Below are 15,757 nucleotides of genomic sequence, written 5' to 3' on the forward strand. Positions count from 1 at the left end.
ATGCCGAGCTGGTCGGCGAGCTTGCCGAGCGCGTCAGCGGCCTGGGCCAGGGAGCGCGACTCCATGTCGCGCCACTGAACCTCGCCCGCGTAGTCCTCGCGCTGGATGCGGGAGGGGTCCCTCCAGGACCTGCTGACCGGCACCGAGGGGCTCGCGGTGTGGCTGGCCGCGAACGGGCTGGAAGGGCGGTTCACCGCGGACCCGGCGACCCTGCGGCACGTCCTGCGGGCGCGCGACGCGCTGAAGGCGGCCGTGGACGGAGTTCCCGGGAACGGGGCGATCGCGGACGGGGCGACCGCGAAAGGGGCGACCGCGGAAGGGGCAGCCACCGAAGGGGTGGACGCCGTGCTGGAGCACGGGCGCATCCGCCCCACCCTCACCGCCGAAGGACCCGGCGAGCGGGCCGAGTTCACGGACCCAGCGTGGGGGCCGGCCTGGCTCGCCGCCCGCAACTACCTCGAACTCCTCGCCGCCGCACCCGACCGGATCCGCCGCTGCGCGCACGAGGCCTGCGTCCTGCACTTCTTCGACACCTCGCGCAACGGCACCCGCCGTTGGTGCTCGATGGCCGGCTGCGGCAACCGCGCGAAGGCGTCCCGCCACTACGCCCGCACCAAGGACGCCTGACCCGCCGGCACCGGGGGCGCACCGCCCGCCCGCGTCACACAGTTGGCCGACAACCCTTGCACAGGTGGCTCGTAGAGGGTTTTCCCCATACATCCATATCGATTCGGTCAACTATCCCCAAAAGACTGTCCCTTGGATAAGGCTGTGCGATCGTCCGGGACCGCGTTCCGGACGATCGCGATCAGGCAGGAACGGCCCGGTCGCGTGACGCTCGTTCCTTTACCTACAAGGGATGCCGATGACCCACACCCCCCAGCGCGAACCGATACCCGGCGCAAGACGGCTGGTGCAGATAGCCATGGCCGCCGGTCTGGTGGCCGCGCTGTCCGCGGCCGGGCCGATACCCCTGGCCTTCGCCGCCGACCAGGCCCCGGCCGCCGCCGACCCCGGCGTGAAGTCCGCCGCCGACAAGCTCGGCTCCGACGACGCCGACCTCCTCGCCGAGGCCAAGGCCGCCGGCGACAAGAACGTGACGCTGATGGTCGCCACGGCACCCGGCCAGACCGAGCAGGTCGCCGGCGATCTGGACGCCGTCAAGGGCGGTTCCGTGGGCCTCGCCTACGACAAGCTCGGCTATGTCCGCGCCACCGTCCCGACGGCCAAGGCGGACTCCGCCATCGCGGCCGCCACCAAGCTGTCCTCGGTGCGCGCGATCGACCTGCGCCAGGAGATCGTCCTCGACGACCCGACGCCGACCGCGGACGCCGCCAAGAGTGCGGGCGGCACCAAGAGCGCGAAGACCTACCCCGCGCCGAACAGGAAGACGCCCGCCGAGAACCCGTACAACCCGTCCTTCGAGACGGGCGCCGTCGACTTCGTGGACGACCACCCGAAGGCGGACGGCCGCGGCATCACCATCGGTGTGCTGGACTCCGGCGTGGACCTCGGACACCCCGCGCTGCAGAAGACCACCACCGGTGAGCGCAAGATCGTCGACTGGGTCACCGCCACGGACCCGATCCTGGACGGCGACGCGAGCTGGCGCGCCATGACGAACTCGGTCTCCGGGCCCTCCTTCACCTACGGCGGCCGCACCTGGACCGCGCCGGCGGGCACCCACTCGATCAACCTGTTCCGCGAGTCGGCCACCGCGGGCGGCGACGCCGCGGGCGACGTCAACCGTGACGGCGACACGACCGACGCCTGGGGCGTGCTGTACGACGCCGCCGCGGGGACGGTCACCGTCGACGTGAACGCCAACGGCGACTTCACCGACGACACCGCCATGAAGCCGTACAAGGACGGCTACCAGATCGGCTACTTCGGCACCGACGACCCGTCGACCGACGTCGCCGAGCGGCAGCCGTTCGTCGTCGAGGTCCGCAAGGACGTCCCGATGGACCCGTTCGGCGGCGACTGGGTCGGCAAGAAGGCCGACTTCGCCAACATCGGCCTCATCGCCAGCGAGCACGGCACCCACGTCGCCGGCATCACCGCCGCGAACGGCCTGTTCGGCGGCGCGATGGACGGCGCGGCCCCCGGCGCGAAGATCGTCTCCTCGCGCGCCTGCATCTTCGGCCCCGGCTGCACCAACGTCGCGCTCACCGAAGGCATGATCGACCTCGTCGTCAACCGCGGTGTCGACATCGTCAACATGTCGATCGGCGGCCTCCCGGCGCTGAACGACGGCAACAACGCGCGCGCCGAGATGTACACGCGCCTCATCGACACCTACGGCGTCCAGCTGGTGATCTCCGCGGGCAACGAGGGCCCCGGCGCCAACACCGTCGGCGACCCGGGCCTGGCCGACAAGGTCATCTCGGTCGGCGCGGCCATCTCCAAGGAGACCTGGGCCGCCAACTACGGCTCGCAGGTGAAGAAGGACTACGCGCTGCTGCCCTTCTCCTCGCGCGGCCCGCGTGAGGACGGCGGCTTCACGCCGACCCTGGTCGCCCCCGGCGCCTCGATCAACACCATCCAGACCTGGCTGCCGGGCGCCCCGGTCGCCGAGTCCGGCTACACCCTGCCGGCCGGCTACGGCATGCTCCAGGGCACGTCGATGTCGTCCCCGCAGGCCGCGGGCGCCTCGGCGCTGCTGCTGAGCGCCGCCAAGCAGAAGCACATCGAGCTGACGCCGGCCGACCTGCGCACGGCGCTCACCTCGACCGCCGACCACATCAAGGGCCTCCAGGCCTACGAGGAGGGCGCGGGCGCCATCGACATCGTGGACGCCTGGGAGGCCATCGAGGACGGTGCCACCGCCCACGAGTACACGGTCAAGGCCCCGGTCGACACCGCGCTCGACGCCGCGCTGAAGACGCCGGGCTTCGGCACCGGCATCTACGACCGCGAGGGCGGTCTGAAGGCCGGTCAGAAGAAGACCTACGACGTCACCATCACCCGTACGACCGGTGCCGACAAGGCGATCCGGCACGAGCTGGACCTCGAGAACAACGCGGCCGGCGCCTTCCGGATCGTCGGCTCGGACGAGGTCAAGCTGCCGCTGAACAAGCCGGTCACGGTCAAGATCCAGGCCGCTCCGAAGTCCGCGGGCATCAAGAGCGTGATCCTGGAGGTCGACGACCCGAAGACCGAGGGCACCGACAAGCAGGTCCTGAACACGGTCGTCGTCTCGACGCCGGTGGCGCACACGTTCTCCACGAAGAACACCGTGCAGCGCAACAGCTCGCAGCACTACTTCCTGACCGTGCCCGAGGGCGCGTCGTCGCTGGAGGTCGCGATCGGCGGGCTGAAGGACAAGAGCCAGACCCGGTTCATCTCGATCCACCCGTACGGTGTCGCCGTCGAGGACAGCTCCACCATCTACTGCTACAACAACTACCTCGACGGCAACGGCTGCCGGCCCGACGCGCGGTCGTACGCCGACCCGCAGCCCGGCGTCTGGGAGATCGAGGTCGAGTCGCGCCGCACGTCGCCGCTGCTCGACAACCCGTACAAGCTGGACGTCACCGTGTTCGGCGCGGCCTTCGACCCGGCGACCGTGACCGTGCCCGAGGCGAAGGTCGGCACCCCGGCCCCCGTCTCCTGGAAGGTGACGAACAACTTCGCCGCCGTCGACGGCAAGCTGGTGGGCGGCCCGCTCGGCTCCTCCAAGCAGGCCCGCCCGACCATCGCGGACCACGAGAACCACACGACCACGGTCGAGGTGCCCGCGGGCGCCAAGTCCCTGGACGTCTCCATCGGCGGTGTCTCCGACGCCTCCGCCGACCTCGACCTGACCGTGTACGACGCGGCCGGCAACCAGGTCGCGCAGCAGGCCGACGGCGACTCCAACGAGGCGGTGTCCATCCCGTCGCCCGCCGCCGGGACGTACACCATCGAGGTCGCGGGTTACTCGGTGCCGGCCGGCACGACCGCGTACGACTACCTGGACGTGTTCTTCTCGTCCTCGCTCGGCACGGTCGGCGTCGACGAGAGCACGCCGGTCAAGCTGGCCACGGGCGCCTCGACGGCGGTCACCGCGACCGTCACCGCCGCGGCCCCCGCACCGGAGGGCCGGTCCTTCTTCGGCCAGGTCCAGCTGGTGAACGCGCGCGGCACCGTCGCGGGCCTCGGCAGCGTCTCCATCGAGAAGGTCCTGCCGTAGCACCACAGTGAGCGGCAAGGGGGGCGGGCGTCCGGTCGGGCGCCCGCCCCTCGCTCATTCGCAGGGCATGCCGTCCGCCTCTGGCAGCGCGCGGGCCAGCGCCGAGCGCTCGGCGGCGATGTCGGCCTCGCCGACCGCCCACACCTCGGGGGCCTCGGACCCTCGTGCGAAGCCCACCAGGACGTGGTCGCCCTGTGCGAGCAGGGGGTCCATGTCCCGCTCCATCACGAACTCGACCTCGTCCCGCGCCGACGCCTCCGCCGACGCCTTGTAGGAGCGGGTCACGTGCAGGGTGACGCGCTCGCGGGAGGTGCCGCGCACGGGGACCACGTCCGTGACGTCCCCCTCGACCACCAGCCGGGCGCAGGCGAGGTATCGCGGATCGCCCAGGGGGCTGTCGGCGGTGCCGCCGGACGTGCCGGACTTCTCGTCCTGGGCGGCGGCCTTGTCGGCGCTGCTGGACGCACCGATGTCGTTCGCTCCCCGGCCCACCTGGACCAGGAGCCACCCGCTCCCGACGACCAGGGCGCCGGCTGCGGCCACCCCGACCGTCTTCAGGGCCAGCGGGAACACGCGCCGCAGCGGGACGACCGTCGGCCGCCGCACCGGCTCCGCGGCCGCCTCGTCCGGCCGGGTCAGGGCGTCGGCGAGGACGCCCAGCTGCCGGCGCAGGAGGTCCACGTCGGCCGTCGCGGCCCGGTGCCCGGCCATGAAGGCGGGGTCGCTGCGGGCCTCCTCGGACAACGGGGCGCCCAGGAGAGCGGCCATCAGCGGATCCATGCCGTCGCGGCCGTCGTCGCCATAGGGCTCGTGCTCGTGCCCGTGCCCGTGCCCGTGCCCGTGCTCGTGCTCGTGCTCGGCGGTCATGTCACACCACCTCGTCCTCGTGCAGGCGGGCGCGCAAGGCGCGGACCGCCGTGTGCAGGCGGCTCTTGACCGTGCCCTCGGGGACGCCCAGTTCCTCCGCTATCGAACGCACCGGGAGGTCGGCGTAGAAGCGCAGGACGACCACCTGACGCTGGGCGTCGGGCAGGTCGTCGAGGCCCTGGGCGACGGCGAGGGAGAGCACGCTGGTGTCCTCGCCGGAGGGGTGCTCGTGCTGGCGCAGGGAGGCCAGCCGTTCGCCGAGGCGCTCCTGGCGGCGCTTGGCCCGGTGCCAGTCCATGGCGAGGTTGGAGGCGACGACGGCGGCCCACGCCGAGACGTCCCGCGGCGCCTCGTCCCCCTTGGCGGCCCGTTCCAGCAGCCGCAGGCGGACCTGCTGCACCCCGTCCGGCAGGTCCGCCTGCGGTACCCCGCCGAGCGCGAGCACCGCCCGCACCCGGCGTTCCTGCGCCGCGTCCAGGGGATCACCGTGCGCGGTGTCCTCCCCCGGTCCGCGGCGGGCCTTTCTGCGCAGCACAGACACCCCTCCCCTCCCCGCGTCACCTCTACGACGCCACAGCCCGCAAAAACGTTCGGCCCGGCGCCGGGAAAATCGTTCGGAGGCGTACGTCACACCGCCGCGCCCGGCAGCACAGCTTGCGGCAGTGAGTCCCCACGGGGCGAATTCCTCCAGCTCAGCGGGGGTGTGGACGGGAGTTCCGGAACCGCGGGGGGGTGCGGGGTGTCCCAGCCCTCGGGCATGGGGGCCAAAGAACTGGACAGGCGGGCCCATGTCGGCCGCATCATGGAAACGCCTCGGCCAGGCAATACGCACGTGAAGCACAGACAGAGGGAGTCGCTGTGAGGGTCGGAATCGTCGGAGCCACCGGTCAGGTCGGCACGGTCATGCGCAGGATCCTCAAGGAGCGGAACTTCCCGGTCACCGAGCTGCGCCTGTTCGCCTCGGCCCGTTCGGCGGGGACCGAGCTGGACGGTGTGACGGTCGAGGACGCGTCGGCCGCCGACTACACGGGCCTCGACATCGTGCTGTTCTCCGCGGGTGGCGCGACCTCGAAGGCGCTGGCCGAGAAGGTGGCCTCGCAGGGCGCCGTCGTGATCGACAACTCCTCGGCATGGCGCCGGGACCCCGAGGTGCCGCTGGTCGTCTCCGAGGTGAACCCGCACGCCGTCGCGAACCGCCCCAAGGGCATCATCGCCAACCCGAACTGCACCACGATGGCCGCGATGCCGGTCCTGGCGCCGCTGCACGCGGAGGCGGGCCTGGAGGCCCTCGTGGTCGCCACCTACCAGGCGGTGTCCGGTTCCGGTCTCTCCGGCGTCGCGGAGCTGCACGGCCAGGCGCAGAAGGTCGTCGCCGAGGCCGACCGGCTCACCCATGACGGCGAGGCCGTCGACTTCCCGCAGCCGCAGGTCTACAAGCGGCCCATCGCCTTCAACGTCATCCCGCTGGCCGGTTCGATCGTCGACGACGGCCTGAACGAGACCGACGAGGAGCACAAGCTCCGCAACGAGTCCCGCAAGATCCTGGAGATCCCCGGGCTGAAGGTCTCCGGCACCTGTGTGCGCGTCCCGGTGTTCTCCGGCCACTCCCTCCAGGTCAACGCCCGTTTCGCCCGCCCGATCAGCGCCGAGCGCGCCACCGAGCTGCTCGCGGACGCCGAGGGCGTGGTCCTCACCGACATCCCGACCCCGCTCCAGGCGGCCGGCAAGGACGCCTCGTACGTGGGCCGGATCCGCCAGGACGAGACCGTGGACAACGGTCTCGCCCTGTTCGTCTCCAACGACAACCTGCGCAAGGGCGCGGCCCTGAACGCGGTGCAGATCGCGGAGCTGGTGGCGAAGGAGCTGAAGGGCTAGTCAGCCTCCGGTCACCCGCCTGGTGACCGGCCCGGTGACAGGCCTGGCCACCTCGTAGAGGTAGCAGCCGTACTCGACGGCCCGGACGTGGACGAACTCCACGGCCGGGTCGTCGAACGCTTCCCGGAAGGCCCGCGTGAACGCCTCGGGCGTGGGGTCCCCGACGAGCCGGCCGCCCAGGATGCGGCCGTCGGCGCAGTAGCGGCGGACCGTGCGGTGCGCGTTCGCGAAGGGCGGCGCCCCGCCGTCCCGGTCCGGCCCCGGGCACGGGTCGGCGTGGACGAAGACGGGGCCCTGTTCGTCGTAGGCCCCGGGGTCGGTGCCCGTCGCGGCGGCCCGGCGGCGCAGGGGGGCGTAGGAGACGAGGGCGATCCGCTCTCCGGGTGTGCCGCGGCGCAGGCAGCAGCGCAGCGGGGCGCCGCCCTCCTCGTCGGTGAACGGCGTCACGGGGCGTCCGGCGTCGTCGGTGACGCGGAGTTGCGCGAGTGTTTCGGGGGCGATGGGGCGGGCGGTGTACGCCGTGGCCCTGGTCGTGGTCGTCATGGGTTCCAGGTTCACGCGTCGCGGGCCGTGCCACCGGCGGGTTCCGGACATCGCACACATCTCACCTTCCCGCTCTGCCGGGGTCCTGATCCGGCGTACGGTCGTATCGATCTCAACTTTCAGGAGGTGAGCGTGGCCTGGACCGACGCGGGGTCCCGCCCCGGCGGTGAGGTGACCGTGGAGGACCTCATCGACGACATCGGACGCGGCGCGGCGGCGTTGACGCCCGGCGAGCCCGCCGCGCTGTACGCCGGGGTGGCGGAGCTGACGGCCTCGGTGGACCGGCTGCGGCGGGTGGCCCGGACGGCGCGTGACGCGGCGGCGGACGACAACCAGGGGTACGGCGAGCCGGACGCCGGCCCGCCCGAACTCGCCCTGCCGGAGGCCGCTTTCGCGGCTCTCACCGAGACACACCGCCGTGCGGTCCTGGTCCACTGCTACCGCATGACGGGTTCCTACGACGACGCCGAGGACCTGGTCCGGGAGACCTTCCTGCGTGCCTGGCGGGCGCGGGACACCTTCCGGGCCGGGGCGAGCGTGCGGACCTGGCTGTACCGGATCGCCACCAACGCCTGTCTGGATCTGCTGCGTCGCACCGCGCGCCGCCCCCACGACTACGAGCCGCTGCCCGCCGCGGTCCGGGGCGGCGGTGTGCCGCCCGCGCGGGTCACCTGGCTCCAGCCCTACCCCGACGACGAGTTGCCGCGAGCGGCGGCCGGGGACCCCGTCGGGCCGTACACCACACTGGAGTTACCGCTTCTCGTGGCGTTGCAGCACCTTCCGCCCCGGCAGCGGGCGGCGCTGATCCTGCGGGACGTGCTGGGGCTGAGCCTCGGCGAGAGTGCCGAGACGCTCGACCTGACCCCGGTCTCGGTCGACAGCGCCCTGCAACGGGCCCGGCCCGCCCTGCGCGACCTGCTGCCGGGCGGGCGCACCCAGGAGCCGGCCGGGGCCGGCCTGCTCACCCGGTACACGGCCGCCGCCGAGGCACCCGACCCGGCCGCGCTGGGCGCGCTGCTCGCCGACGACGTACTACTCACCGCGCCGCCGAACCCGTCCTGGCGCCGGGGCCGGGACGCCGTCCTGGCGTTCCTGCGGCCGAGCCGGGACCCGGCCTCCGCCGCCTTCCCCGGCCACTTCCGGCAGCTGCCCGCTCGCGCCAACGGGCAGCCGGCGGCCGGGAGTTACCTCCGCGCGCCCGGCACGAACGTCCACCGCGCCCAGTCCCTCGACGTGCTGCGTGTCGAGGACGGCCGGATCGTGGAGATCACGTCCTTCGAGCCGCATCTCTTCCCGGCCTTCGGGCTGCCCCTGCGGCTGTGAACGCTCCCCCGGCACGGCGAAGGGCGCCCGGCCGGACACCGGGCGCCCCTCACCACCGTACGAGCCGTACGGACGACCGCCGCTAGCGCGCGTCCGCCGCCTGGGCCTTCAGGGCGCGTTCCACGCCCGAGCGGGCCTCGGAGACGAGGCGGCGCAGGGCCGCGTTCGGCTCGGCCGAGGTCAGCCAGGCGTCCGTCTTGCGCAAGGTCTCCTCGGAGACCTGGACGGCCGGGTAGAGGCCGATCGCGATCTGCTGGGCGATCTCGTGCGAACGGGAGTCCCAGACGTCCTTGACGACGTCGAAGTACCTGTCCGTGTACGGGGCCAGCAGGTCGCGCTGGTCCGTCTGCACGAAGCCGCCGATGACGGCCTCCTGGACGGCGTTGGGCAGCTTGTCGGACTCGACGACCGACGCCCAGGCCTCCGCCTTGGCCTCCGCCGTGGGACGGGCGGCGCGGGCGGTCGCCGCGTGCCGCTCGCCGGCCGCGGTCCTGTCGCGCTGGTACTCGCCGCCGATCTCCGCCTCGTCGAACCGGCCGACCGCCGCGAGGCGCTGCACGAACGCCCAGCGCAGCTCGGTGTCGACGGCGAGGCCCTCGATCGTCTGCGTGCCCTCCAGCAGCGCCTCCAGCAGGTCCAGCTGCTCCGGCGTACGGGCCGTGACCGCGAACGCGCGCGCCCACGCCAGCTGGTGGTCGCTGCCGGCCTCGGCGGTCCGCAGGTGCGCCAGCGTGGCGTCGGTCCAGCGGGTCAGCAGCGCCTCGCGGGCGGCCGGGTCGGCGTACAGGTCGATGGCGAGCTTGACCTGACGGTGCAGGGACTGCACGACGCCGATGTCGGACTCCTTGCCGATGCCGGACAGCACCAGCGACAGGTAGTCGCGGGTGGGCAGTTCGGCGTCGCGCGTCATGTCCCAGGCGGACGCCCAGCACAGGGCGCGCGGCAGGGACGCCTCGAAGTCGCCGAGGTGCTCGGTGACGAAGGCGAGGGACTGCTCGTCGAGGCGGACCTTGGCGTACGACAGGTCGTCGTCGTTGAGCAGGACGACGTCCGGCCGCCGCTTGCCGACCAGCTGCGGTACGGCCGTCAGCTCGCCGTCCACGTCCAGCTCGACGCGCTCCCCGCGCACGAGCTTTCCGCTCGCCTCGTCCAGGTCGTACAGGCCGACGGCGATGCGGTGCGGGCGCAGCGTCGGCTCGCCCTTGGCGCCGGCGGGCAGCGCGGGGGCCTCCTGGCGGATCGCGAAGGAGGTGACGACGCCGTCGGCGCCGGTCTCGATCTCGGGGCGCAGGACGTTGATGCCGGCGGTCTGGAGCCACTTCTGCGACCAGAGGCCCAGGTCGCGTCCGGAGGTCTCCTCCAGCGCGCCCAGCAGGTCGGACAGGCGCGTGTTGCCGAACGCGTGCCGCTTGAAGTAGGCCTGCACGCCCGCGAAGAACGCGTCCATGCCGACGTACGCCACGAGCTGCTTCAGGACGCTGGCGCCCTTGGCGTAGGTGATGCCGTCGAAGTTGACCAGGACGTCGTCCAGGTCACGGATCTCGGCCATGATCGGGTGGGTCGACGGCAGCTGGTCCTGCCGGTACGCCCACGTCTTCATGGAGTTGGCGAACGCCGTCCAGGACTGCGGCCAGCGCGAGTCCGGCGCGTACGCCTGGCAGGCGATGGAGGTGTAGGTGGCGAACGACTCGTTCAGCCAGAGGTCGTTCCACCACTCCATGGTGACGAGGTCACCGAACCACATGTGGGCCAGCTCGTGCAGGATGGTCTCCGCGCGCGTCTCGTACGCGGCGTCGGTCACCTTGGACCGGAAGACGTACTGGTCGCGGATGGTGACCGCGCCCGCGTTCTCCATCGCGCCCGCGTTGAACTCCGGCACGAACAGCTGGTCGTACTTCTTGAACGGGTACGCGTAGTCGAACTTCTCCTGGAACCAGTCGAAGCCCTGCCGTGTGACCTCGAAGATCGCGTCCGAGTCGAGGAACTCGGCGAGCGAGGGCCGGCAGTAGATGCCGAGCGGCACACTCTGCCCGTCCTTCTCGTACACGCTGTGCACGGAGGTGTACGGGCCGACGATGAGCGCGGTGATGTACGTGGAGATGCGCGGGGTCGGCTCGAACTGCCATACGTCGGGAAGCGCGTCCGTGGGCTCCGGCGTCGGCGAGTTGGAGACGACCGTCCAGCCGCTCGGCGCCTTCACCGTGAACTGGAAGGTCGCCTTGAGGTCCGGCTGCTCGAACGAGGCGAAGACGCGGCGGGCGTCCGGCACCTCGAACTGCGTGTACAGATAGGCCTGCTCGTCGACCGGGTCGACGAACCGGTGCAGCCCCTCGCCGGTGTTGGTGTAGGCGCAGTCGGCGACGACGCGCAGGACGTTACGGCCCTCCAGCAGGCCGGACAGGGCGATCCTGGAGTCGGCGAACACCTCGTCCGGGTCGAGGGAGTCGCCGTTGAGCGTCACCTCGTGGACGGTCGGTGCCACCAGGTCGATGAAGGACTCGCCGCCGGTCTCCGCGACGTCGAAGCGCACCGTGGTCACGGACCGGTAGGTCCCGCCCTCTTGCGCACCGGACAGGTCGAGATCGATCTCGTACGAGTCAACGGTGAGCAGCTTCGCCCGCTGCTGCGCCTCTTCGCGAGTCAGGTTGGTGCCAGGCACGCGGTCATCTCCTCGTTATGTGTCGGTTGCGTCATCCTTCCACGGCGGCACCGCGTCGGGCGACGACCTTCTCCGGCGCCTCCCGGCGGCCGTCCACGGCCGGGGTGACCTGGGCCGCGACGACCCCGGTCCGGCGCGGGGCGAGCTGTCCGGCGACCGTGGCACCGAACGCCAGTGCCATTCCGGCCAGTTGCAGGGCCGTCAGCGCCTCGCCGAGGGCCGCCCAGCCGACCACGGCGGCGGTCAGCGGGGAGAGCGGCGCGAGGAAGGTGACCTGGGTGGCGCTGAGCCGGCCGATCCCACGGAACCACAGCCAGTAGGCGACCGCCGTGCCCGCCAGGGCCAGGTAGAGGTAGCCGCCGACGGCCGCGCCGTCCAGGGCGGGCGGGGCACCCTCGACCAGGAAGGCGAGGGGCGCGATGAGCAGGCCGCCGATGGTGAGCTGCCAGCCGGCGAGCGCCAGCGGGCCGACCCCCTGCGGGGTGCCCCACTTCTTGGCCAGGACGAGACCGGCCGACATCGAGGCCGTGGAGGCGACCGCCGCCAGCAGCCCGACCGCGTCCAGTCCCCCGGTCGCCTTCAGCACGACCAGGCTGACGCCGAGGACGGCCACCACCGCGGTCAGCAGGGTGCGGGCGGCGGGCCGCTGACCGAGCAGCAGCGCCGCGAACCCGACGACGAACAGCGGTCCGGCCGAGCTGACGACGGCCGCCATGCCGCCGGGCATCCGGTACGCGGCGAGGAACAGGAGCGGGAAGAACGCGCCGATGTTGAGGGCACCGAGCACCGCCGCCTTCCCCCACCAGGCGCCGCGGGGCAGCACCCGCACGAGGGCGAGCAGCAGGAGGCCGGCCGGCAGGGCGCGCATGAGGGCGGTGAACAGCGGGCGGTCGGCCGGGAGGAACTCGGTGGTGACGGCGTAGGTGGTGCCCCAGGAGAGGGGGGCGAGGGCGGTGAGCAGAACGGTTGCGGCCCGGTTCATGACCGGCACCCCTCTCGGGCAGGTGGCTTGCTCGGTGGTGGCACTTTGCGGCAGCTTGCTTGGTGGAGACTTACTTGGTGGTGATTAGCTTAGCGCTAAGCAACTTGCCGTCAAGCTACTTTCTTGCGGGCGACCGGAGGGCGGGCGGATACTCCCCGCATGAGTGCAGAGCGCAAGGATCCCGTCGACGCGATCGTCGAACAGTGGGCGGCCGAACGGCCCGACCTCGACACCACAGCGATGGAGGTCTTCGGCCGCGTCTCCCGGCTCGCCCGCGCGATGGGAGACCGCATGGAGAAGGCCTACGCGGGCCTCGGGATCTCGCGCGGCGAGTTCGACGTGCTGGCCACCCTGCGCCGCTCCGGCGAGCCGTACACCCTCTCGCCCCGGCAGCTGTCGGCGACGCTCATGCTCACCACCGGCGGCATGACCGGCCGCCTCGACAAGCTGGAACGGGCCGGGCTGCTGCGGCGCTCCCCCGACCCGCACGACCGCCGGGGCTTGCAGGTGACCCTCACCGAGCAGGGCCTGGCCGTCGTCGAGGAGGCGGTCGGCGCGGGCCTCGCCGTCCAGACGGAGGCCCTGACGGCTGCCCTGGACGCCGAACGGGCCGGCCAACTGGCCGGCTTGTTGCGGGACTTGCTGCTGGCGACGGAACGGTAGGCCGCCAGGAAGGGCAGCCTCAGCCGACGTGCGCGGCGAGCGCCGCCCCGATCGCCTCGGGCCGGGCCTCGTCCGCCGCCCAGGCGACGTACCCGTCGGGCCGCACCAGCAGCGCCGTACGCCGGTCGCTCGCCCGGTGCCGCACGGCTGGCCGGTCCTCGCGGGGTCCGGCCGGTCCCTCGTGGACGCCGGCGGGAGTGACGAGCAGATGCCGGCCCGCGCCGCCCTCTGCGCCGGTCAGCTGCTGGGGCTGGCGCTGACCCGTTACGTGCCGCGCTTCCCGCCGGCCGTGGCACTGCCCCGGCAGGAGGCCTCGGCCTGGCTGGCACCCACCGTGCAGCGGTACCTGACCGCACCGCACCCGTAGGCGCCTTCTTCGGCGCAGGGGCCCCTCGGCGCAGTGGCCGTACGACGCGCGAGGGCGCCGTCCCCGGCGTCGTACGGCGGCGTGCGCGTACGGCGTCGGGGACGGCGCCCTCGAAGAGGTGTGCCGGGCGGGAAGGGTCAGCCGGCCTTGGCGGCCCTGCCCTTCACCGTGATGTTGGAGCTGGTGGTGTCGCCGCGGTCCTTCGAGCGGTCCAGCACCCACACCAGGCCGGCGATGACCACGAACAGGCCGATCGGCGCCACCACATAGAGGCCCAGCGTCTCGATGACACTGAGGCCCGGGCCGGGGTCGTCGCCGTCGTCGCGGGTCAGCGCGAGCGCGGGGGACGACATGAGCAGCATCATCAGCGTCGTACCGGCAGCCAGGGCGCCGGCGCGCAGGGCGTTCTTCTTGTCCACGGTGCCAAGTTAGCGAACCGTGTCGCGGCCCGCGCGCCCGGGGTGCCGTACGGGGCGCGGACGCGGCCGGCCCCGCCGCCACTCCTCCATCTGCGCCTCCACCCACTCCTCCTACTCCTACTCCTCCTACTCCTCCTCCCGCAGCACCTCCATCAGCGCGTGCAGTCGCGGGGACGCCGCCAGTTCCTCCAGCGTGACGGGCCGGCCCTCGGCGTCCGCGATGGGCAGGCGCCAGTTCGGGTACTGGTCCCAGGTGCCGGGGAGGTTCTGCGGGCGGCGGTCGCCGACGGTGTCCGGGAGCCAGACGCCGATCATGCGGGCCGGGGTGCGCAGCAGGAACCGGTGGACGGCCTGGATCTCGGCCTCCTCCGAGGAGGTGTCGGCGCCCCCGCCGGCGCCCTGGAGGAGGTCGAGCCGGGAGAGGAGGTCGAGCCACTCGCCGGTGTCGGCGGCGGCCTCCGCGCGTTCCTCCTCCACCGGGCGGTTCAACAGGTCCAGCCGGTCGCGGAGTTCGACGTGTTCGCCGGTGAGGCGGGCCGCGGTGGAGGGCAGGTCGTGGGTGGTGGCGGTGGCCAGGCAGTCGGCACGCCAGGCGTCGGGTGCGAGCGGGCGGCCGTCGCCGTCCCAGTCCCGCTCGAACCACAGCACGGAGGTGCCGAGCACCCCGCGTTCGCGCAGGGCCTCGCGCACGCCGGGTTCCACGGTGCCGAGGTCCTCGCCGATCACCACCGCGCCGGCCCGGGATGCCTCCAGGACGAGGAGGGCGAGCATGGCCTCGGCGTCGTAGCGGACGTAGGTGCCCTCGGTGGGCGGCTCGCCCTGGGGGACCCACCAGAGCCGGAACAGGCCCATCACGTGGTCGATGCGCAGCGCGCCGGCGTAGCGGAAGAGGGCGCGCAGGAGGCGGCGGTAGGGGGCGTAGCCGGACTCGGCGAGGCGGTCGGGGCGCCACGGGGGCAGGCCCCAGTCCTGGCCGCGGGCGTTGAAGGCGTCCGGGGGCGCGCCCACCGACATGCCGGCCGCGAAGTGGTCCTGCTGCGCCCAGGCGTCGGCGCCGCCGGGGTGCACACCGACCGCGAGGTCGTGCACGATCCCCAGCGGCATGCCGGCCTCGCGCGCGGTGCGCTGTGCGGCGGTGAGCTGGGTGTCGGTGAGCCAGGCGAGCCGGGAGTGGAGGTCGACGCGGTCCATCAGCTCCAGGCGGGCGCGGGCGGTGTCGGCGGAGCGCGGGTCGCGCAGCCCCTCCGGCCACCGGTGCCAGTCGGAGCCGTGCACCTCGGCGAGGGCGCACCAGGTGGCGTGGTCCTCCAGGGACTGGCCCTCGCGGGCCAGGAAGTCGCAGTAGGCGGCGCGCCGGCCCGGCCCGAGGGGCACGGCGGCGATCAGTTCCAGCGCCTCCCGCTTCAGCTCCCACACGGCGTCCCGGTCGATCAACGCCCCCTTGCCGAGGACGGTTTCGCGCAGCCGCGCGGCCCCTTCGCGCAGCCCCCGCAGCCGCTCGGGGTCGGTGACGTACGCGAACTCGGGGACGTCCTCGATCCGCAGGTGCACCGGGTCGGGGAAGCGGCGGGAGGAGGGCCGGTACGGGGAGGGATCGGTGGGGGCGCCGGGCACGGCCGCATGCAGCGGATTGACCTGTACGAACCCGGCCCCCAGCGCCCGCCCCCCCCACCGCCACAGGGCCCAGCAACACGCCCCGCCCGTGCGCCCCCCCGGGGCCCCCGGAGGTCAGGGGCTTGGCGCGGGACCCCTTGCCGCCTGCCAGGCCGCCGCCTATGCGGGGCATTTGGGCGGGGGCCCGAGTGCGGCGGCCTCGCCCGCCAGGCGGTCCAGCGCCGCGTCGATGGCCTCGTAGCGCACGGGGACGCCCTTGCTGCCCGTGCGC

Annotated in this window: 11 protein-coding genes and 4 pseudogenes; 6 read left to right on the plus strand and 9 right to left on the minus strand. The window is 72.9% G+C overall.

What is annotated here, in order from left to right:
- Positions 1-93: 93 nt before the first annotated feature.
- Positions 94-627 (plus strand): annotated as a pseudogene (locus P1P75_RS30885) (CGNR zinc finger domain-containing protein); the annotation flags it as partial.
- Positions 628-865: 238 nt separating this feature from the next.
- A complete protein-coding gene (locus P1P75_RS30890; protein ID WP_319261693.1) occupies positions 866-4,174 on the plus strand; it encodes a S8 family serine peptidase in 3,309 nt (1,102 codons plus the stop codon).
- 54 nt (positions 4,175-4,228) lie between these two features.
- Here the strand turns inward: P1P75_RS30890 and P1P75_RS30895 are convergent, their stop codons facing one another.
- Together P1P75_RS30895 and P1P75_RS30900 are read right to left on the minus strand one after the other, a co-directional pair.
- Entirely contained in the window at positions 4,229-5,041 is an 813-nt protein-coding gene (locus P1P75_RS30895; protein WP_319261695.1) for a hypothetical protein, read from the minus strand.
- Position 5,042: 1 nt separating this feature from the next.
- On the minus strand, positions 5,043-5,576 hold the full coding sequence (locus P1P75_RS30900; RefSeq protein WP_319261696.1) for a sigma-70 family RNA polymerase sigma factor: 534 nt from the start codon (positions 5,574-5,576) through the stop codon (positions 5,043-5,045).
- Between the two features lie 323 nt (positions 5,577-5,899).
- Here P1P75_RS30900 and P1P75_RS30905 point away from each other — a divergent pair, with 323 nt between their 5' ends.
- On the plus strand, positions 5,900-6,916 hold the full coding sequence (locus P1P75_RS30905) for an aspartate-semialdehyde dehydrogenase (RefSeq protein WP_319261699.1): 1,017 nt from the start codon (positions 5,900-5,902) through the stop codon (positions 6,914-6,916).
- Here P1P75_RS30905 and P1P75_RS30910 read toward each other — a convergent pair whose 3' ends face one another.
- On the minus strand, positions 6,917-7,459 hold the full coding sequence (locus tag P1P75_RS30910; RefSeq protein ID WP_319261702.1) for a DUF1203 domain-containing protein: 543 nt from the start codon (positions 7,457-7,459) through the stop codon (positions 6,917-6,919).
- 132 nt (positions 7,460-7,591) lie between these two features.
- On the opposite strand from P1P75_RS30910, the gene P1P75_RS30915 reads away from it, so the two are divergent.
- The gene (locus P1P75_RS30915; RefSeq protein WP_319261704.1) at positions 7,592-8,782 is read left to right on the plus strand and encodes an RNA polymerase subunit sigma-70; all 1,191 of its coding nucleotides are present in this window, start codon (positions 7,592-7,594) and stop codon (positions 8,780-8,782) included.
- 82 nt (positions 8,783-8,864) lie between these two features.
- Here the strand turns inward: P1P75_RS30915 and pepN are convergent, their stop codons facing one another.
- Both pepN and P1P75_RS30925 read right to left on the minus strand, forming a co-directional pair.
- Complete coding sequence (gene pepN / locus P1P75_RS30920; protein WP_319261707.1) at positions 8,865-11,441, minus strand: aminopeptidase N; 2,577 nt, start codon at positions 11,439-11,441, stop codon at positions 8,865-8,867.
- A gap of 31 nt (positions 11,442-11,472) precedes the next feature.
- Positions 11,473-12,423 (minus strand): EamA family transporter, encoded by a 951-nt coding sequence (locus tag P1P75_RS30925; RefSeq protein ID WP_319261710.1) that lies wholly within the window; start codon positions 12,421-12,423, stop codon positions 11,473-11,475.
- Positions 12,424-12,582: 159 nt separating this feature from the next.
- Here P1P75_RS30925 and P1P75_RS30930 point away from each other — a divergent pair, with 159 nt between their 5' ends.
- The gene (locus P1P75_RS30930) at positions 12,583-13,086 is read left to right on the plus strand and encodes a MarR family transcriptional regulator (RefSeq protein ID WP_319261712.1); all 504 of its coding nucleotides are present in this window, start codon (positions 12,583-12,585) and stop codon (positions 13,084-13,086) included.
- 19 nt (positions 13,087-13,105) lie between these two features.
- Here P1P75_RS30930 and P1P75_RS30935 read toward each other — a convergent pair whose 3' ends face one another.
- On the minus strand, positions 13,106-13,231 hold the full coding sequence (locus tag P1P75_RS30935; RefSeq protein WP_319261717.1) for a hypothetical protein: 126 nt from the start codon (positions 13,229-13,231) through the stop codon (positions 13,106-13,108).
- 57 nt (positions 13,232-13,288) lie between these two features.
- Here P1P75_RS30935 and P1P75_RS30940 point away from each other — a divergent pair.
- Positions 13,289-13,453: pseudogene (locus tag P1P75_RS30940) on the plus strand (TetR/AcrR family transcriptional regulator); the annotation flags it as partial.
- Positions 13,454-13,590: 137 nt separating this feature from the next.
- On the opposite strand, the gene P1P75_RS30945 reads toward P1P75_RS30940, so the two are convergent.
- The 3 genes and pseudogenes from P1P75_RS30945 to P1P75_RS30955 form a co-directional block, all read right to left on the minus strand.
- Positions 13,591-13,872 (minus strand): hypothetical protein, encoded by a 282-nt coding sequence (locus tag P1P75_RS30945; protein WP_319261715.1) that lies wholly within the window; start codon positions 13,870-13,872, stop codon positions 13,591-13,593.
- Between the two features lie 126 nt (positions 13,873-13,998).
- Positions 13,999-15,537 (minus strand): annotated as a pseudogene (gene malQ, locus P1P75_RS30950) (4-alpha-glucanotransferase); the annotation flags it as partial.
- Positions 15,538-15,595: 58 nt separating this feature from the next.
- Positions 15,596-15,757, minus strand: a pseudogene (locus tag P1P75_RS30955) (Appr-1-p processing protein); the annotation flags it as partial.

The organism is Streptomyces sp. ID05-39B, assembly GCF_033794725.1.
GTDB classification, from domain to species: Bacteria; Actinomycetota; Actinomycetes; order Streptomycetales; family Streptomycetaceae; genus Streptomyces; species Streptomyces bobili.

What these genes read in the sequence shown, in the direction of transcription:
- P1P75_RS30890 (WP_319261693.1), top strand. Translation starts at nt 866, where the DNA reads ATGACCCACACCCCCCAGCGCGAACCGATACCCGGCGCAAGACGGCTG.
- P1P75_RS30895 (WP_319261695.1), bottom strand. Translation starts at nt 5,041, where the DNA reads ATGACCGCCGAGCACGAGCACGAGCACGGGCACGGGCACGGGCACGGG.
- P1P75_RS30910 (WP_319261702.1), bottom strand. Translation starts at nt 7,459, where the DNA reads ATGACGACCACGACCAGGGCCACGGCGTACACCGCCCGCCCCATCGCC.
- P1P75_RS30925 (WP_319261710.1), bottom strand. Translation starts at nt 12,423, where the DNA reads ATGAACCGGGCCGCAACCGTTCTGCTCACCGCCCTCGCCCCCCTCTCC.
- P1P75_RS30930 (WP_319261712.1), top strand. Translation starts at nt 12,583, where the DNA reads ATGAGTGCAGAGCGCAAGGATCCCGTCGACGCGATCGTCGAACAGTGG.